The sequence below is a fragment of the Nocardia carnea NBRC 14403 genome (assembly GCF_000308515.1).
GTDB classification, from domain to species: Bacteria; Actinomycetota; Actinomycetes; order Mycobacteriales; family Mycobacteriaceae; genus Nocardia; species Nocardia carnea.
On record NZ_BAFV01000067.1, the window covers coordinates 14,819 to 32,084 of the forward strand.

The window sequence follows — 17,266 nt, forward strand, 5'->3', positions numbered from 1 at the left end:
GACCCGAACGAGACTCGAACAGCAAACAACGGAAGCAACACCGGAAGGGTGGAACTTTCGTAGTGCGATCAAGGTATGGACAGGAGGCAGCCAGCGCAACGTCCAAACCTACACCTACCTATACGGAGGTGTCAAAGTACCACCCCCACGAACCGCTGCGCGGCTGACGCGCCGGGCCGGTTTCGCTGGCTGCGTTCCGGGCCACGGCCGGGCCGCCGAGGTAGGCGATTCGGCGTGGGTGGTCGTGCACTACCGAGGCAACTGATGCTGCCTCCAATAGCGTGACTGGTCCGGCGAAACTCGTCAAGTGCCCGTGCCGACCTGGTGGTCTGCCGGATCGACTGTCGCACTACAAGATCAGCGGCAACGGCTTCCGACGCGGTCCCGCGGTGCCGCGGACGCATCGCCGGGACGGCCGAAAAGAACAGCGCGCCGGGTACGAAACCCGACGCGCTGCTTCTCGCCAGCGAGCTGATCAGACCTTGGGATACTGCATGGTGTCGAAGTCCGAACCCGGGAAATCGTTACCTTGGTCACCCGCGCCGAGCTGTTGCCCGGAGTTGTAGGACATGACCATCGTTTCGTCGGCCTCGTCGAGCGATTCGCGGATGGCGGACTGCGCGGCATGCGGCAGGGTGTGCATGATCTCGCGCACCCGGTTCTTCCGCCGCTGGACGGCCTGCCGTACCGGCATACCGGGCTCGGCCTTCATCTGCGGGATGATGCCCTCGACCTCTTCGGCTCCGCCGTGATGGTGGCCGGCGTCCACGAGCGCCTGCTCGCGCGCCATCTGGGCTTCGTCCTTTTCCTCGGACATACCGATGGGCCCGATCATGCGACCGTTGAGGAACTGCTTCACCACCGGCTCATCGCTGGTCAGCAGCACCTCACGGGGGCCGAACATCACCAGCTGGCGGCGGAATAGCATGCCGATGTTGTCGGGCACCGTCCGCGCGAGGTTGATGTTGTGTGTCACGATCAGGATCGTGGCGTCGATCTGGGCGTTGATATTGATCAGCAACTGGCTGAGATACGAGGTACGCACCGGATCCAGGCCCGAGTCCGGCTCGTCGACCAGGATGATCTGCGGATCGAGCACCAGCGCGCGGGCCAGACCGGCACGTTTACGCATACCGCCGGAGATCTCGCCGGGCAGTTTGCCCTCGGCGCCGAGGAGGCCGGTCATTTCCAGCTTCTCCATGACGATCTTGCGGACCTCGGACTCCGATTTCTTGGTGTGCTCGCGCAGCGGGAAAGCCACATTGTCGAAGAGATTCATGGAACCGAACAACGCACCGTCCTGGAACAGCACGCCGAACAGCTTGCGGATCTCGTAGAGCTCCTTGTTCGAACAGGTGGTGATATCGGTACCACCGATGAAAATGGATCCACGCTCCGGCCGCAGCAGGCCGATGAGCGATTTCAGGAATACGGACTTACCGGTACCCGACGGGCCCAGCAGCGCGCTGACCTCACCGGCAGGCAGGGTAATAGAAACGTCCTGCCAAATCCGCTGTGAACCGAACGACTTGGTTGCACCCTCGGTCCTGACCTCGACGCCCACGCCAACCTCCACATTTCTCAGCGAGCTACCCACTCTGCACCGCTGACCCGGTCACGTCACAGTGGGTCCGGCCACTGTAACTCATGGGACCGCGGTAACACACCCGACCTGACTGAAGAGTAACCATCACGGAAGGTCCCGGCACCGCGGAATCGTCGTTAACCAGGGAACAAAAAAATGGGCGGCTCCCGCAGGAACCGCCCATTTCTGATGCTGCAGCGTGGGGTGAGTCAGGCCCGGAGGTGGCAGCGACGCGTCACCACGCAGGGCCCGTGCCCACGCTCAATAACCACAGCTCGGAATTACTTGACCGAAACCTTGGCGCCGGCAGCTTCCAGCTTCTCCTTGGCGGCGTCGGCGGCATCCTTGGCGACCTTCTCCAGGATCGGCTTCGGGGCGCCCTCGACGAGGTCCTTGGCTTCCTTCAGGCCCAGGCCGGAGACGATCTCACGGACCACCTTGATGACCTGGATCTTCTTATCGCCGGCACCCTCGAGGACGACGTCGAACTCGTCCTGCTCCTCGGCGGCCTCGGCGGCGGCCGGGGCGGCACCGGCGGCCGCGACGGCGACCGGAGCAGCGGCGGTGACCTCGAACTTCTCCTCGAACTTCTTGACGAAGTCCGACAGCTCGAGCAGGGTCATGTTGCCGAAGGTTTCGAGCAGCTCGTCAACGTTGGCCATTGTTGTTTCCTTTCGATAGTGAATGTCTGTGCGGGCGAGCCGGGATCGACCGTTCCGCGGGAATTGCGGAAGGTGTCACTCCGCGGCGGCGTCTCCGCCTTCGGCCTGCTTCTTGTCCTGCAGCGCGGCGGCCAGGCGGGCCACCTGCGAGGCGGGAGCGTTGAACAGACCGGCGGCCTTGGCCAGGTTGCCCTTCATGGCACCGGCCAGCTTGGCCAGCAGAACCTCGCGGGACTCCAGATCGGCGATCCGCTCGACCTCGGACACGGACAGCGGCGCACCGTCCATGTAGCCGCCCTTGATGACCAGCGCCTTGTGATCCTTGGCGAAGGTCTTGAGCGCCTTGGCCGCCTCGACGGGTTCACCGGAGATGAACGCGATCGCGGTGGGTCCGACGAACAGATCGTCCAGACCCTCCACACCGGCCTCGGCCGCTGCGCGCTTCACCAGGGTGTTCTTGGCGACGGAGTACGTGGTGTCGGCACCGAGCGCACGGCGCAGTTCGGTGAGGGCACCGACGGACAGGCCACGGTATTCCGTGATGACTGCTGCCGTCGAGCCCTTGAACTGCTCAGTGATCTCCGCGACCGCGGTAACCTTCTCGGGTTTCGCCATACTTCGCCTCCTCTCTGATGTCGGTTCGGGATTGCCCTACCGCATCAGGGGCCGGCGAAAGAACAAGCGCCCCGAACGCAGAGCGTTCCGGGGCGCGAAAAAGTATCCGGCACAGTGACGAATCCTGTGCTCGCTACCGGCCTCGGCTCTCCCTGCGTGGGCCGCCGGCACTCTCGCCGGACCTTCGGCCGATTCCATACGGGATCGGCAGACCTACGGTCTTCGGTAGAACAGATTGGGTGGTGCCGAACTGGTCGACAACCTCGGTAAGCCTACCTGCTGGAGCCCTGTCCTGGCAAAACGGCTTATCCGATGGCCCGGGAACGACGATAGCGGCGGGAACGGTTATCCCGTTCCCGCCGCTATCGATGTACTTGCCGAGCGCCTTACGCGGTCGCGTCCTCCTCGAGGAGGTTGCGGGTGCGGTTCGGGTCCACCGGGATGCCCGGTCCGGTGTTCGTCGAAACCGTCACCTTCTTGACGTAACGCCCCTTGGCGGTCGACGGCTTGGCACGCAGGATCTCGTCCAGCGCGGCGCCGTAGTTCTCCACCAGCTTGTTGTCGTCGAACGACGCCTTGCCGATGACGAAGTGCAGGTTGGCCTGCTTGTCGACGCGGAAGTTGATCTTGCCGCCCTTGATGTCGTTGACCGCTTTGGTCACATCGTTGGTGACCGTACCGGTCTTCGGGTTCGGCATCAGACCGCGCGGGCCCAGCACACGCGCGATCCGGCCGACCTTGGCCATCTGGTCGGGGGTGGCGATCGCGGCGTCGAAGTCCAGCCAGCCGCCCTGGATCCGTTCGATCAGATCCTCGGCGCCGACGGCGTCCGCACCGGCAGCCTCGGCCTCGGCGGCCTTCTCACCGGCCGCGAACACGATGACGCGGGCGGTTTTACCGGTGCCGTGCGGCAGGTTCACCGTGCCGCGGACCATCTGATCGGCCTTACGGGGATCCACACCGAGCCGCACGGCGACCTCGACGGTCGCGTCGGTCTTGGTGGTGGAGGTCTCCTTGGCCAGCCGCGCGGCGGCCAGCGGGGAGTACAGCTTGTCGCGATCGACCTTCTCGGCCGCGGCGAGATACGCCTTGCTTCGTTTTGCCATGTTTCTCTGTCCTTGTGTGTAGTTCAGCCGTGGTTATCGGGCCTGGCCGGCCCTCCCACCGAATGCGGGATCGTCGACGATCCTCGGCTTCAGCGCCTGCTGAAGGCTTCGCTTGCGTGATTACGCTGCGCTACCGCCTCCGGCGCCGACGCTCAGCCTTCGACAGTGATACCCATCGAGCGCGCGGTTCCGGCGATGATCTTGGCCGCCTGATCGATATCGTTGGCGTTCAGATCTTCCTGCTTGGTCTTCGCGATCTCGCGCACCTGATCCATGGTCACCGTGGCGACCTTGTTGCGGTGCGGCTCGGGCGAACCCTTCTGCACGCCGGCAGCCTTCAGCAGCAGCTTGGCGGCAGGCGGGGTCTTCAGCTTGAAGTCGAAGGACCGATCCTCGTACACCGAGATCTCGACCGGCACCACATTGCCGCGCTGCGATTCGGTCGCGGCGTTGTAGGCCTTGCAGAACTCCATGATGTTGACGCCGTGCTGACCGAGCGCCGGGCCCACCGGCGGAGCCGGATTCGCCGCGCCGGCCTGGATCTGAAGCTTGATGATCCCGGCGAGCTTCTTCTTCTTGGGGGGCATCTTTCTTTCCTAGTTGTGTGGTGTTCCTTGCGCTCTGCAAGGTCCGGCCCGGGACACAACCGCCCCGGGAGGCACAGGCGCCGCCGCTAGATCTTGGCGACCTTGGTGAATTCCAGCTCGACCGGTGTCTCGCGACCGAAGATCGAGACCAGCACCTTGAGCTTCTGCTGTTCGGCGTTGACCTCGGAGATGGTGGCGGGCAGCGTCGCGAACGGGCCGTCCATCACCGTGACCGATTCGCCGACCTCGAAATCGACTTCGATGGCCGGTTTGGCCGGGGTCTCGCCGGCGGTCTCCGAAGAACTCGCGGCCGCAGCGGGCGCGGGCGCCTTCTTCTGCTGGGAGGCCGGAACCAGGAACTTCACCACTTCGTTGATGGTCAGTGGCGAGGGGCGCGAGGTGGCACCGACGAATCCGGTGACGCCGGGGGTGTTACGCACCGCACCCCAGGATTCGTCGTTCAGATCCATCCGGACCAGGATGTAGCCCGGCAGCACCTTGCGATTGACGCTCTTGCGCTGACCGTTCTTGATCTCGGTGACCTCTTCGGTGGGCACCTCGACCTGGAAGATGTAATCCTCCAGATCCAGGTTCTGCACACGGGTCTCGAGGTTGGTCTTCACCTTGTTCTCGTAGCCGGCGTAGGAGTGGATGACGTACCAGTCTCCGGGAGCACGCCGCAGCACGGCCTTCATCTGCTCGACCGGATCCGGCTCGGCTTCGTCGGCGGATGCGGGTGCGGCCTCGTCGGCAGCCTCGGGCGCGGCATCGGACGCCGGCTCCTCGACGTGTACAGCGGCCTCCTCGGCCGTCTGATCGTCGACCGGGAACTCGTCGGTGGTGTCGTTCTCCGGGGTGCTCACTGGGCACTCGCTTCCTGTGTCGTCACGTGCATCCTCTGCGTGCCGGGTTCGGGCGCGGCGGTCTTGTCTGGCGTCCGGCCCGCGGGCGCGGATCGGGGCACCGGCGCCGATATCGCCTGGCTAGCCGAACAACCAGTCGACACCCTTGATGAACGCCAGATCCAACCCGCTGATGAACGCGACCATGAAGACCACGAACACCAGAACAACGGTCGTATAGGTGATCATCTGCTTCCGGTTGGGCCAGATAACCTTCCGCAGTTCCGCGATCACCTCACGCAGGAACTTGAACAAACGTTTGAACGGATTCCGGGACTGCTCCCGATCGGCTCGGCCGGACTTCTTCTCGTCCTTACGCGCGGGCCGATCGATGGTCGCGATCGAACCGGTATCGGACGCGCCCGACGTGGCGGACCGACCCCGCCGAGCGGAGCGCTTTCCGCTCGGCCGCTGCGCGGCGGCGGTGTCATCCCGCTCGTCGGTCACGTCGATCCTCTCTCATCGCCGGGCATCCTGGGCAGGGGCGACAGGACTTGAACCTGCAACCTGCGGTTTTGGAGACCGCTGCTCTGCCATTTGAGCTACGCCCCTTCGGCTGAACCGGACACTTGCGTGCCATCCAGCCACACTGCGGTATTCAATTATCGGTGCTGTGGTCACACAACACGCGCGCCGCTCCGGCAGATGCCGGCCCCGTCGGCGGGACCGGTTCGACCGGCTCGACCCGAGCCTACTCAGCCGGTGCGGCCGATACTCGAGAACCCCGCCTGGAACCAGCCTTGCAGAGCAGCGCGCATCGGCTGGTGACCCCAGAATCCCGAGTGTACGGCACGGCTGGCCGCGGAAGCCAATCCGGGGCGCTCGACCAGGTCAGGACAACTGGACGGTGGCCGTGGCCCGGCCGAAAATCTTGCGTCCACCGGATTTGGCCACGATGGCGATCACCGCGGTCCGGGTTTCCGGATCGACGGATTTGATCTTGCCGGTGAATTCGACCTCGGCCGGTTCGGTAGCACTCACGAACACCGGACTGGTGAACCGGACGTTGTACTCCTTCACCGCGCCCGGGTTGCCCAGCCAGGAAGTGACGAATCCGCCGCCCAGGCCCATGGAGAGCATGCCGTGGCCGACGCAGGTCTCCAGATCCACCAGCTTCACGACCTCGTCGCTCCAGTGGATGGGGTTGGCGTCGCCGGAGACACCGGCGTAGTTCACCAGATCGCCACGGGTGAGCCGTACGATCCGGGCGGGCAGCTCGTCGCCGACGGAGACCTCGTCGAACGAACGCGCAAATCGCGTGGCCACGGCCTTCTCCGCCGCGGGGGCCGGCGGGGCCGGGTGCGAACGGGGCGTGTGGTCCGGCATCGAGGCTTCCATCCCGTGCATCAGGACCTTGCGCACGGCCTCGTTGAGGTTGGGATCGATATCACCGCCGCTGCGGCCGACCAGGGTGGTGTAGGTGGTGAGCACCACCTCGTCGTGCTGATCGGTGACGATGTTCTTGGTGACGATGATGTCGCCGCCGAAGGCCTGGCGGAACGAATGCAGATAGACGTCGCAGGTCAACCGGTCGCCCACCAGGATCGGACGGTGGAACTCCAGGATCTGGTCGGTCTGCATGATCTGGCTCAGGTCGTAGCCGGTGACAACCGTCTCGAAGAGTTTGCGCTGCGCCAGGATGCCGACGAGAGAGATGAAGGTCAGCGGGGCGACCAGGCCGTCGTAGCCGTACTCCAGCGCGATATCTTCGTCCCAGTGCACCGGGTGGCTGTCCTGGACGGCACGGGCGTACTCGCGGACTTTCTCGCGGCCGACCTCGTAGTAGTCGTCCACGCGATAGTGGTGACCGACCATCGCGGCCGCATGGGTGGCGGGGTCGAACTCCGCTTCCATCGCGGCCACTTCGTCTGTTCCGGTGTTCGTTGTCACGGGAGGACTGTACCTATCTGACCCCGCAGCACGGAGTCTGCTTGGCGGCTGGACGTCAGTCCAGTAGGTGGTAGCCGGCGTAGCCGAGAGGGAGACCGCACAGCCGCCCGATCAATACCGCGGCCCATTACGGGCCACGAACGGGCGGAGAACCCGCCCGAGAGGGAACCATAACTGTAGCGAGTCGAACAGGCGCGCCACGGCGCGGCGATCACGACGATGCGAAACCGCAGATCGTCTCGATCGGCGTCACCCGGTCCGCCCCGGCAGGTGAGGCGTCGCTGCCGGAGCAGCGACGCCACATGCAGGGGTCAGCGGGATTCGCGATGGGCGCGGTGCGTACCGCAGTTCGGGCAGAACTTTTTCAGCTCCAGCCGATCCGGGTCGTTGCGCCGGTTCTTCTTGGTGATGTAGTTGCGATGCTTGCACTGCTCGCAGGCCAAGGTGATCTTTGGCCGGACATCGGTGGACTTCGCGGCCACGATATGCCTTCTTTCCGGTCAACCAGAGGGTCAATCAGTATGGGTAGCGATGGCCGGACTTGAACCGGCGACACAACGATTATGAGTCGTTTGCTCTACCGACTGAGCTACACCGCCTTACGCGCCATCTGCAACGGCGACGTCGCGGCTTGGAACGCCGAGTCGGACACCACCGGCAATCCGGCGAGCCCCCTAACGGAATCGAACCGTTGACCTTTTCCTTACCATGGAAACGCTCTGCCGACTGAGCTAAGGGGGCACGACTTCTCCGCAGCGGAACCGGATGATCTCCTGCCCGTTGCCTCGAAGACTTGAACGAGAGTACACACTCTCGGCCGACAGCACCAAACCGGGTGGTCAGAGCGTATTTTTAGGTTGCATCGGACGATGCGCGGCGCCCTGCATACGACAGAACCCCCGCCGGATTTCACCGGCGGGGGTTCGTGGTGGCAGGTGTAGGATTCGAACCTACGTAGGCTTTCACCGACAGATTTACAGTCTGCTCCCATTGGCCGCTCGGGCAACCTGCCTGGAACCACACCCGGCGATCTCGCGATCACTTTTCGAGTGCGCTGAGCAGAATACAACGTACCCGCACCCGGAATGCAAACCGGCTGGCCAGATCGCCCGAACGACCGAAATCGACACGACCACCCGGCCGGCGCGCATGTGCACAGAGGCGCAATACGACCGAGCATGTGCGGGCGCCCTGCGCGATGATGCCGCGCTGCCGCCCTTCGCGGCCCGACCCGCTCATGCCGTGCCACTTCCCGAACGAGGTAGCTTGCGTAAGCACTCAGGGTGATCCAACAGCGAACAGGAGCGCAGTGTGGCCGATTCATCATTCGATATCGTCAGCAAGGTCGAACGGCAGGAGGTCGACAACGCGCTGCATCAGGCCGAGAAGGAACTGAATACGCGCTACGACTTCCGGGGAACAGGCGCGGGCATCGAATGGTCGGGCGAGGACAAAGTGGTGCTCACCGCCGAATCCGAGGAGCGGGTCAAAGCCGCACTCGAGGTTTTCAAGGAGAAACTGATCCGCCGGGACATCTCCCTCAAAGCCTTCGATGCCGGCGAACCGGTCGCCTCGGGCAAAACCTATAAGGTCACCGGCTCGCTCGTCCAGGGCATCGACGCCGAACATGCGAAGAAGATCTCCAAGAAGATCCGCGACGAAGGCCCGAAAGGGGTCAAGGCGCAGATCCAGGGCGACGAGCTCCGCGTGACCAGTAAGAAACGCGATGATCTGCAGGCCGTGATCTCGCTGCTCAAAGGCGAGGATTTCGGAATCGCGTTGCAGTTCGTGAACTACCGCTAGCGCGTTCAGCGCCGCCCGGCCATCTGTTCCAGCCGTGCGATCCGGTCGGACATCGGCGGATGAGTGGAGAACAACCGGGCCATCCGATCACCGGCCCGGAACGGGTTGGCGATCATGAGATGCGATTGCGCGGTGAGCCGGGGTTCGGGCGGCAGCGGCGCCGCCTGTACCCCGCGCTCCAATTTACGTAGCGCCGAAGCCAGAGCCAGCGGATCACCGGTCAACTCCGCACCCGATTCGTCGGCCTGATATTCGCGGGAACGCGAAACCGCCATCTTGATCAGACCTGCCGCGATGGGCCCCAGCAGCGATACCAGCAGCACTCCGATGAAATTCGGACCGGAACCGCCCCGATTACCGCCGAATGCGGCCGCGAAATAGGCGAAATTCGCCAGACCGGATATCACCGCCGCCATCGCACCGGCGACCGAGGAGATCAGAATATCCCGGTTGTAGACGTGGGACAGTTCGTGCCCGAGTACCGCTCGTAATTCGCGCTCGTCCAGAATCTGCAGGATCCCACTGGTACAGCACACCGCCGCATGACGCGGATTACGCCCGGTCGCGAACGCATTCGGCGCATTCGTCGGACTTATGTACAGGCGCGGCACGGGTTGCCGAGCGGTGGTCGCCAGTTCGCGCACGATGCGATAGATCACCGGCGCCTCTAGCTCGCTGACCGGCTGCGCACGCATCGCTTTCAGCGCGAGTTTATCGCTGTTGAAATACGCGTAGCCGTTCATCGCGACGGCGAGTAGCACCGCGATCACCAGAATGGTGGTGTTCCGGAACGCTGCGCCCGCCAGCACGATGAGCGCGGAAAGGCCGACCATGAGCCCGAACGTTTTGACCCCATTCGCAAACCCGTGCCCGTGCATAGCACTCCTGTATAGGTGACGCGCTCAGATGCGCGAATTTCGGCCAGAACCGCTACACGGGGTCAACGACCGAGTCTGCGCCGGAGTTCCGGCGCCCACGCCCCTCGTCCGGCCGGACCGATTGCGGCCGGAATGGGGCGACACCGAACCGCCGCGCCCGGCAGCGCCACGAATTCAGGGATAACGGGGTCGAGCCCCACAGAGCCCGACGCAACCGACCGGGGCGCCGAGTCGAGCGCGGCACCCAGTGGGCTCGCCTCTCCCTATCCCCGCGAGCCGGCGCAACGAAGAGTCGGCTCAGCCGACCCGCTCGGTCGTGTACTGAACCAGCCGCACCAGGGCGTCGTTCGCCGGACCCGCGGGGAGTGCCTTCAGTTCCGCGTGAGCGATATCGCTGTACTCCCGCAGTTTCTCCTTGGCCTGCCTCATCCCCGGAGAACGGCCGAGCAGTTCGAGGGCTTCGTCCACCTCCGCGTCCGATTCGAGCGGGTGGTCCAGCAGGGTGCGCAAGCGGTCACCGTCGGGGCCGGGATCCCGGAGGGCATACAGGACCGGGAGCGTATGCACACCTTCGCGCAGGTCGGTGCCGGGAGTTTTACCCGACTGCGCGGAAACCGACGAGATATCGATGATGTCGTCGGAGATCTGGAAGGCGGTGCCCACCGCGTCGCCGAGGCGGGCGAGCCGTTCCACATGGTCGAGACCGGCACCGGAGAACGTACCGCCGAAACGGCCGGAAGCCGCGATCAGCGACCCCGTCTTCTCCCAGACCACCTTCAGGTAGTGCGCGACCGGATCGGCGGCTTCGCGGGCGCCCATGGTTTCGCGCATCTGGCCGGTGACCAGTTCGGCGAACGTTTCCGCGATGATGCGCACCGCGTCCGGGCCGAGGGTGGAGGTGAGGCGGGAGGCATGGGCGAACAGATAGTCACCGGCCAGGATCGCCACGCTGTTACCCCAGCGCGAGTTCACGCTCGGAGCGCCGCGCCGCATGGTGGCCTCGTCCATCACATCGTCGTGGTAGAGCGTGGCCAGATGCACCAGTTCGACGACGGTGCCTGCGGTGACGAGCTCCGGGTCGTCGGGGCGCGGGCCGAGCTGGCCGGTCAATATGGTGAACAGCGGGCGGAACCGTTTACCCCCGCCCTGGCCAGATGCAGCGCGGCTTCCTGCAGGAACGACGCCCCGTCCGACAATTCCTCGACCAGTAACTCCTCCACCCGGTCGAGACCCTCGCGCACTGTCGCGGCGAGGGCGGCGTCTCCGAGGTCCACCCCCGCCACCACCGTGCCGGCTTCGCTCACAGCAGATGTGCTCATACCTTCTCCCAAGGACGCGTCCGACCCCACGGTGATGAACCTAGCGTGTCCATGCCGCAGCGCCCATGAACACCGTCACTGTATTGACCGTACCGCCATCGACATCGCAGACCGCGGCCTGTAACTATTGTCCGCATGGGTGCACCCGAAGCCACACCAGCCGATAGCGACCGGGGGCCGCTGCCCGCACACGTGCAGGTGCTGGTAGTGGGTGCCGGACCCGCCGGTTCCGCGTCCGCGGCCTGGGCGGCCCGGGCGGGTCGCGATGTGCTGCTGCTCGATTCCGCGGTGTTCCCACGTGATAAGACCTGTGGGGACGGACTGACCCCACGCGCCACCGCGGAGCTCGAACATCTGGGCCTGGGTGAATGGGTGCGCGCGCATACCGTCAACCACGGTTTGCGGATGACCGGATTCGGGCGCGAGGCCCTGCTCCCGTGGCCGGCCGGTTCCTTCCCGACCTACGGCAGCGCGATACCGCGTACCGAACTGGACGACAAATTGCGCGAAACCGCCGTGAAATCCGGGGCCCGGATGTTCGACGGCACCAAAGTCGCCGACGTGGTACGCGACGGTGACCGGGTCACCGGGGTGGTGGTGCGCGCCGGCGAACGAACCGCCGAGATCCGCTGCGAGACCTTGATCGTGGCCGACGGTGTCCGCTCCCCGGTCGGTAAACAACTCGGCCGGACCTGGCACCGCAAATACGCGTACGGGGTGGCAGCACGCGCCTATATCGCGTCCGGGCGCAGCGACGACCAATGGATCACCTCGCATCTGGAGCTGCGTAACGCGCAGGGTGAACTGGTACCCGGTTACGGCTGGGTGTTCCCGCTCGCCAACGGTGAGGTGAATATCGGGGTCGGTTCGCTGGCAACCGAGCAACGGCCCTCGCATATCGCGTTGAAACCCCTGCTGGAGCACTACACCGCGCAGCGCCGCGACGAATGGGAGCTCACCGGCTCGCTGCGGGCAGTGTCCTCGGCGCTGCTGCCGATGGGCGGCGCGGTCTCCGGTATCGCGGGCCGCAACTGGGTGCTGGTGGGTGATGCCGCCGGTTGTGTGAACCCACTGAACGGCGAAGGTATCGACTACGGGCTGGAGGGCGGGCATATGCTCGCCGGCTTGCTCGACGAACCCGACCTGACCCGGCTGTGGCCGGATGTGCTGCGCCGCAAATACGGGCGCACGTACTCGGTAGCCCGCCGGATCGCCGGGTTGGCGACCCACCCCAGTATGGTGCCGATGGGCGGCCCGCCGGTGATGCGCTCGAAACTGTTGCAGCGCACAGCGGTCCGGGTGATGGGCAATCTGGTCACGGACGAGGATCTGGACCTGACGGCGCGGGCGTGGCGTACGGCGGGGCGTGCGTCGATGCGTTTCGACGAACTCGTGCCGTTCGGGTAAGCGACGATGGCAGCGCGGCCGGTACCCGAGGATCTGCTCCCACATCTGCGCCGGGCACGTGATTTCATCGACCGCGAATATGCACAACCGCTGGATCTGGCCTGGATGGCCGCGGCGGCGGGGGTCTCCAAGTATCACTTCCTGCGCTGTTTCGCCGCGACCTACGGCCGCACGCCGGCACTGTATCTGGCCGAACGGCGGATAGAGCGGGCCCAGGACCTGTTCCGCGCGACCAATACGACGGTCACCGAGGTATGCCTGCTCGTCGGGTACACCAGCCTGGGGTCGTTCTCGCGCAAGTTCACCGAACTGGTGGGGGTTTCACCGTCGGAGTACCAGGCGAAATTCGCCGACGGTGCGCCGCGGATCCCCGGCTGTTATGTGTTCATGCACGGGTTGTCCGACCGCCGGCCGGACACCGCAATTTCGGAGAAGCCGCAGCGTTCGCGGCGCGCCTAGGCTCATCTCATGACCCCGATCATCACCAACATTTCGCTGGTCACGGTGTACGTGACCGACCAGACCGAGGCAAAGAACTGGTATATCGACACCCTCGGATTCGTCGAGACCGCCGATGTGCAGATGGGCGACAACGGTTTCCGCTGGGTGACCGTGGCCCATCCGGACCATCCGGAACTCGAGGTGACCCTGATGGTGCCGGGCCCGCCCCTGGACGAGAACCTCGCCGAGGCAGTCCGGCGGTCGCTGGCCAACGGCACCCACGGTTCGCTGGGGCTCACCACGAAGGACTGCCAGCAGGCGTACAAGGAGTTGGCCGCCAAGGGCGTGGATTTCGTACAACCGCCGTCGGAGCGGCCCTACGGTGTGGAGGCCGTTTTCCGGGACAACTCCGGGAACTGGCTCGTGATGGTGGAGCCGAAGGAGTTCGACCCGGCCGTCGCGATGGAAGCACCCTGCGAAGAACTCTGAGGCGCAGGCGGCCCCGTCACGGAGCCGGGCGTCGACGATCCGCAAAGTCCTGACCGGGCCCCGGCTCGCCGAGGAACTGCGCTCTCCGTTCATCCGACGCGCATGGGTTGCGGCGCCCTCGGTACCGCTTTCCGCCCGCGATACTCACGGGCGGAAAGCAGCGATAGGCCGACAGCCCCAGCGCACGGATATCAGGCGTTCGCGCGCTCGGCGAACCATTTCAAGATGAATTTGCGTTCGCTTTCCACCACTCGCCGCTGCAACTGTTCGGCCAGGGGCTCGATGGCGCCGCCGACCAGCGGAACCTTCACCTTCACCGAACCGGAGACCGCCAGTTCCGACCCGTCGCCGGCGGACCGGAGCCGGTAGGTTCCGGCCATCTCCGAAGAGATCGCCGACGAGGTGCCTTCGAAGGTTCCCTCGGCGGTGTCGCCGGTCAGCGGCTGCCAGTTGTCCACGCGGGTGACGACCAGATCGCTTTTGAGGACCTTGCGGACGATGCCGGGGATTTTCTCCGGGCGGATCTTCTCGCTCATCGCGAGCCGGATCGTGCCCGGCCCGCCCGGATGGGTCAGGTCGAGCGTGGCTGTCTGCGCGCCGGCGAAACGGGCGCGCCACAGTTCCTCCCCGGTGAGCGCGGCGTGGAGTTCGGCGACCGGGATCGGATAGGTCAGCGTGAAGCCGAATTTTCGGGCCATGAGCGCCCACAGTAGCCGAACCTGCCGCACTCGCCTGTCCTTCGCCGAGGGCCCGGTCCGCGTCCGGATCCGGACCCGGACGCCGCGCGCCGGGTCGCCCGTTAGGCTGTTGCGGTGCCGCGAGGGGCGCTGCCTCGGCGAGGCGGTCCATGGCTTTCGTCGGCGCGGCAACTGCCGGATATCCGCCGGCCTCGCCCGGTCGCGGACGCCGACAGGGATCGAATCCGAAAGGAGACAGCGTGCCCGACCAGGCAGATGTGGCCGAGCCGCCCGATCCCGTGCACCAACTGGAGAAACCGACAGAGCCGGAACCCGCGGAAACCACCCCGGCCGGAAGTGTGTCCACAGAATCCACGCCACCCGATTCCTCGGCGCGGGCCGAACGGCTGCGGCGGATACGGGTCGGTGTGCTGATTGCCGCCGTCTCGGTGAGTGTGCTGGTGGTGCTGCTGGTCCTCGCGGCCTGGCGCAACGATTACCTGATCGAATCCGACAAGGGCGAAACAACGGGTGAGGTGCTGTCCGCCGGACGATTGCGCTCGGCGGTGATGTACGTCACCCCGGACGGCGTGACCCACAATCCCAAAGTGGGCGTGCTGTACCCGACCCACCTGACCGCGGGCGAACGGATCAACGTCGAATACAACCGCGCCGACCCCGACCTGGTGCGAGTGGCCGGCCGCGATGTGCGGGTCGCGATACCGCCGGCGCTGTCGGTGCTCGCCACGGTCTGGGCGCTGACACTGCCCACGCTGTGGCTGCTGTTGCGTGCGGAAACCGGTTCGATGAGTGTTCGCCGGATCTTCGATCCGGTGTCATATCGACGACGCGCCCCGGGATCCCACGACCCCGCACACTGACCCGTGTGCGCGTAGCCATCGTTGCCGAGTCCTTCCTCCCGAATATGAACGGTGTCGTGAACTCGGTCCTGCGGGTGCTGGATCACCTGGACCGGCACGGACATGAGGCGCTCGTCATCGCGCCCGATACGCTGCGCGGACGTCCCCCCGCGCCGCGGCACCACGGCCGATTCCCGGTGCACCGGGTACCGGCGGTGATGGTGCCGAAGATCAGTTCGCTGCCCGTGGGCCTGCCGCAGCCGGGAATGGTCGGGATTCTGGACGATTTCGGCGCCGATGTGGTGCATCTGGCGTCCCCGTTCCTGCTGGGCGCCGGTGGACTGGCCGCCGCGCTGCGACTGGACCTGCCCACGATCGCGGTGTACCAGACCGATGTGGCGGGTTTCGCCAAGAGCTACGGACTGGGACTGGCCGAGCGCGCGGCGTGGGGCTGGACCCGGCGGATCCACGAGGGCGCGACCCGCACCCTGGCACCGTCGAGCGCCGCGGCGGAGAGCTTGGCCCGGCACGGGATTCCGCGGGTGCACCGGTGGGCGCGCGGGGTCGATGCGGCGCGATTCACTCCCGCGGCCCGCAACCCGCGATTACGAAACGAGTGGCTCGGCGGAAGCGATCGGCTGCTGGTCGGATTCGTGGGCCGGCTGGCGCCGGAGAAACATGTGGAGCGGCTCGCGGTCCTGGCCCGCGATCCGGACGTTCAACTGGTGATCGTCGGCGACGGACCGCAGCGGCCGAAACTGGCCGGGATACTGCCGGGCGCGATCTTCACCGGCGAACTCGGCGGCGACGAATTGGCGCAGGCCTACGCCAGTTTGGACGTGATGGTGCACCCCGGCGAACACGAAACCTTCTGCCAGGGTGTCCAGGAGGCATTGGCCGGCGGGGTCCCGGTGATCGGTCCCGACGCCGGCGGCCCGCGCGACCTCATCTCGCCGTGCCGCAACGGCTACCTGCTGCCGGTCGCGGAGTTCACCGAACTGCTGCCGGGCGCCGTCGCCGCCCTGCGCGATCCCCGGCTGCGCACCCGGTTCGGTGCGGCCGCCCGGAAATCGGTACTGCATCGCACCTGGCCGGCCCTGTGCACCGAACTCATGGGCCACTACGCCGACGTGCTCGGCACCGACTACCAGTTGTCCCGTTCCGCCTGATCGGCAGCCCAGCGGCGGCACCCCGCAGCACCATTCTGATCAGCCGCCGGCACGATCCTGTTCGGCCCTCGAGGTGACAGCGATCAGCCCGTCGAGATGACAGTGGCGCCGAGTAGGGTCGGGCTGTGGCGAAAACGCAATCGGTTCGGGCCTCGCTGGACAAGCAACCGCACGAGGTCGCTTCGATGTTCGACGGGGTGGCGCGACGATACGATCTGACCAATACCGTGATCTCGGCCGGGCAGGACCGCTATTGGCGGTGGATGACCCGCAGGGCCATCACCCCGCGTCCCGGTGAGCAGATCCTCGATCTTGCGGCCGGGACCGGTGTCTCCACCGTGGAACTGGGCAAATCGGGTGCCTGGTGCGTGGCCGCCGATTTCTCCCAGGGCATGCTCGCCGCCGGACAGTTCCGCGACGTCCCGATGGTCGCCGGTGATGCCATGGCACTGCCGTTCGCCGACAACTCCTTCGACGCGGTGACGATCTCGTTCGGCCTGCGCAATGTCGCCGATATCGATCTGGCGATGCGGGAGATGCTGCGGGTCACCAAACCCGGGGGCCGGCTGGTGATCTGCGAGTTCTCCACCCCGGTGATCCCGGTGTTAAAGACGGTCTACATGGAGTATTTGATGAAGGCGCTCCCGCGGGTCGCGCGGACGGTCAGCAGTAATCCGGACGCCTACGTCTACCTGGCCGAATCGATCCGGGCCTGGCCGAATCAGCGGCAGCTGGGCCGGCGGGTGGCGGACGCGGGCTGGGCCGGGGTGAAATGGCGCAACCTCACCGGCGGGGTGGTGGCCCTGCACCGCGGCTACAAGCTCGGTAGCTGACGCGCCCGTTCATTTTCCTCACAGCTGTGATTTTCGCCGGTGA

The 17,266-nt window shown here is 65.6% G+C and carries 18 protein-coding genes, 4 tRNA genes and 1 pseudogene; 7 read left to right on the forward strand and 16 right to left on the reverse strand.

Features of this window, described 5'->3' with window-relative positions:
* Positions 1 to 475: 475 nt before the first annotated feature.
* From ON22_RS23360 to ON22_RS23420, 13 genes are all read right to left on the reverse strand, one after another.
* Positions 476 to 1,564, reverse strand: a complete 1,089-nt coding sequence (locus tag ON22_RS23360; protein WP_174375623.1) for an ABC transporter ATP-binding protein — start codon at positions 1,562 to 1,564, stop codon at positions 476 to 478.
* 302 nt (positions 1,565 to 1,866) lie between these two features.
* Entirely contained in the window at positions 1,867 to 2,247 is a 381-nt protein-coding gene (gene rplL / locus ON22_RS23365) for a 50S ribosomal protein L7/L12 (protein WP_033246961.1), read from the reverse strand.
* Positions 2,248 to 2,322: 75 nt separating this feature from the next.
* Positions 2,323 to 2,862, reverse strand: coding sequence for a 50S ribosomal protein L10 (rplJ, locus tag ON22_RS23370; protein ID WP_033246962.1), 540 nt, complete (start codon positions 2,860 to 2,862; stop codon positions 2,323 to 2,325).
* A 386-nt stretch (positions 2,863 to 3,248) separates the two neighbouring features.
* The gene (gene rplA / locus ON22_RS23375; protein WP_033246963.1) at positions 3,249 to 3,968 is read right to left on the reverse strand and encodes a 50S ribosomal protein L1; all 720 of its coding nucleotides are present in this window, start codon (positions 3,966 to 3,968) and stop codon (positions 3,249 to 3,251) included.
* A gap of 152 nt (positions 3,969 to 4,120) precedes the next feature.
* A complete protein-coding gene (gene rplK / locus ON22_RS23380) occupies positions 4,121 to 4,555 on the reverse strand; it encodes a 50S ribosomal protein L11 (protein ID WP_033246964.1) in 435 nt (144 codons plus the stop codon).
* 86 nt (positions 4,556 to 4,641) lie between these two features.
* Positions 4,642 to 5,418 (reverse strand): transcription termination/antitermination protein NusG, encoded by a 777-nt coding sequence (nusG, locus tag ON22_RS23385; RefSeq protein ID WP_033246965.1) that lies wholly within the window; start codon positions 5,416 to 5,418, stop codon positions 4,642 to 4,644.
* A 120-nt stretch (positions 5,419 to 5,538) separates the two neighbouring features.
* The gene (gene secE, locus ON22_RS23390; RefSeq protein WP_033246966.1) at positions 5,539 to 5,910 is read right to left on the reverse strand and encodes a preprotein translocase subunit SecE; all 372 of its coding nucleotides are present in this window, start codon (positions 5,908 to 5,910) and stop codon (positions 5,539 to 5,541) included.
* A 26-nt stretch (positions 5,911 to 5,936) separates the two neighbouring features.
* A tRNA-Trp gene (locus ON22_RS23395) sits at positions 5,937 to 6,009 on the reverse strand.
* 279 nt (positions 6,010 to 6,288) lie between these two features.
* Positions 6,289 to 7,311, reverse strand: a complete 1,023-nt coding sequence (locus ON22_RS23400) for a fused (3R)-hydroxyacyl-ACP dehydratase subunits HadA/HadB (RefSeq protein WP_051157994.1) — start codon at positions 7,309 to 7,311, stop codon at positions 6,289 to 6,291.
* Positions 7,312 to 7,658: 347 nt separating this feature from the next.
* A complete protein-coding gene (rpmG, locus tag ON22_RS23405; protein WP_011211653.1) occupies positions 7,659 to 7,829 on the reverse strand; it encodes a 50S ribosomal protein L33 in 171 nt (56 codons plus the stop codon).
* Positions 7,830 to 7,873: 44 nt separating this feature from the next.
* Positions 7,874 to 7,946: transfer RNA gene (locus ON22_RS23410), tRNA-Met, on the reverse strand.
* Between the two features lie 69 nt (positions 7,947 to 8,015).
* Positions 8,016 to 8,088: transfer RNA gene (locus tag ON22_RS23415), tRNA-Thr, on the reverse strand.
* A gap of 185 nt (positions 8,089 to 8,273) precedes the next feature.
* Positions 8,274 to 8,359 (reverse strand) — tRNA-Tyr (locus ON22_RS23420).
* Positions 8,360 to 8,658: 299 nt separating this feature from the next.
* Here ON22_RS23420 and ON22_RS23430 point away from each other — a divergent pair.
* The gene (locus ON22_RS23430; RefSeq protein WP_033246969.1) at positions 8,659 to 9,150 is read left to right on the forward strand and encodes a YajQ family cyclic di-GMP-binding protein; all 492 of its coding nucleotides are present in this window, start codon (positions 8,659 to 8,661) and stop codon (positions 9,148 to 9,150) included.
* A 5-nt stretch (positions 9,151 to 9,155) separates the two neighbouring features.
* On the opposite strand, the gene htpX is transcribed toward ON22_RS23430, so the two are convergent.
* Together htpX and ON22_RS23440 are read right to left on the reverse strand one after the other, a co-directional pair.
* On the reverse strand, positions 9,156 to 10,028 hold the full coding sequence (gene htpX, locus ON22_RS23435; protein WP_033246970.1) for a zinc metalloprotease HtpX: 873 nt from the start codon (positions 10,026 to 10,028) through the stop codon (positions 9,156 to 9,158).
* Positions 10,029 to 10,325: 297 nt separating this feature from the next.
* Positions 10,326 to 11,347: pseudogene (locus tag ON22_RS23440) on the reverse strand (polyprenyl synthetase family protein).
* 135 nt (positions 11,348 to 11,482) lie between these two features.
* Between ON22_RS23440 and ON22_RS23445 the strand changes: the two are divergent.
* From ON22_RS23445 to ON22_RS23455, 3 genes are read left to right on the forward strand one after another with little or no spacing between them, the layout of a single operon-like run.
* Positions 11,483 to 12,754 carry a geranylgeranyl reductase family protein gene (locus tag ON22_RS23445; protein WP_033246972.1) on the forward strand — a complete coding sequence of 424 codons (1,272 nt, stop codon included), beginning with the start codon at positions 11,483 to 11,485 and terminating at the stop codon, positions 12,752 to 12,754.
* A 6-nt stretch (positions 12,755 to 12,760) separates the two neighbouring features.
* Positions 12,761 to 13,213: a helix-turn-helix transcriptional regulator gene (locus ON22_RS23450; RefSeq protein WP_033246973.1), complete on the forward strand. Its 453-nt coding sequence runs from the start codon at positions 12,761 to 12,763 to the stop codon at positions 13,211 to 13,213.
* Between the two features lie 18 nt (positions 13,214 to 13,231).
* Positions 13,232 to 13,684 carry a VOC family protein gene (locus tag ON22_RS23455; RefSeq protein WP_033247039.1) on the forward strand — a complete coding sequence of 151 codons (453 nt, stop codon included), beginning with the start codon at positions 13,232 to 13,234 and terminating at the stop codon, positions 13,682 to 13,684.
* 191 nt (positions 13,685 to 13,875) lie between these two features.
* Here ON22_RS23455 and ON22_RS23460 read toward each other — a convergent pair whose 3' ends face one another.
* Entirely contained in the window at positions 13,876 to 14,382 is a 507-nt protein-coding gene (locus tag ON22_RS23460; RefSeq protein WP_033247040.1) for a DUF2505 domain-containing protein, read from the reverse strand.
* 338 nt (positions 14,383 to 14,720) lie between these two features.
* Here ON22_RS23460 and ON22_RS23465 point away from each other — a divergent pair, with 338 nt between their 5' ends.
* The 3 genes from ON22_RS23465 (at position 14,721) to ON22_RS23475 (ending at position 17,223) form a co-directional block, all read left to right on the forward strand.
* A complete protein-coding gene (locus ON22_RS23465; RefSeq protein ID WP_063820648.1) occupies positions 14,721 to 15,242 on the forward strand; it encodes a DUF3592 domain-containing protein in 522 nt (173 codons plus the stop codon).
* Positions 15,243 to 15,247: 5 nt separating this feature from the next.
* A complete protein-coding gene (locus ON22_RS23470; protein ID WP_081595787.1) occupies positions 15,248 to 16,390 on the forward strand; it encodes a glycosyltransferase family 4 protein in 1,143 nt (380 codons plus the stop codon).
* Between the two features lie 125 nt (positions 16,391 to 16,515).
* Positions 16,516 to 17,223: a demethylmenaquinone methyltransferase gene (locus ON22_RS23475; RefSeq protein WP_033246975.1), complete on the forward strand. Its 708-nt coding sequence runs from the start codon at positions 16,516 to 16,518 to the stop codon at positions 17,221 to 17,223.
* The last annotated feature ends 43 nt before the right edge of the window (positions 17,224 to 17,266 follow it).

Coding starts and splice junctions, on each gene's coding strand:
- rplL (WP_033246961.1), bottom strand. CDS start 2,247: ATGGCCAACGTTGACGAGCTGCTCGAAACCTTCGGCAACATGACCCTG.
- rplJ (WP_033246962.1), bottom strand. CDS start 2,862: ATGGCGAAACCCGAGAAGGTTACCGCGGTCGCGGAGATCACTGAGCAG.
- rplA (WP_033246963.1), bottom strand. CDS start 3,968: ATGGCAAAACGAAGCAAGGCGTATCTCGCCGCGGCCGAGAAGGTCGAT.
- rplK (WP_033246964.1), bottom strand. CDS start 4,555: ATGCCCCCCAAGAAGAAGAAGCTCGCCGGGATCATCAAGCTTCAGATC.
- ON22_RS23400 (WP_051157994.1), bottom strand. CDS start 7,311: ATGGAAGCGGAGTTCGACCCCGCCACCCATGCGGCCGCGATGGTCGGT.
- htpX (WP_033246970.1), bottom strand. CDS start 10,028: ATGCACGGGCACGGGTTTGCGAATGGGGTCAAAACGTTCGGGCTCATG.
- ON22_RS23445 (WP_033246972.1), top strand. CDS start 11,483: ATGGGTGCACCCGAAGCCACACCAGCCGATAGCGACCGGGGGCCGCTG.
- ON22_RS23450 (WP_033246973.1), top strand. CDS start 12,761: ATGGCAGCGCGGCCGGTACCCGAGGATCTGCTCCCACATCTGCGCCGG.
- ON22_RS23460 (WP_033247040.1), bottom strand. CDS start 14,382: ATGGCCCGAAAATTCGGCTTCACGCTGACCTATCCGATCCCGGTCGCC.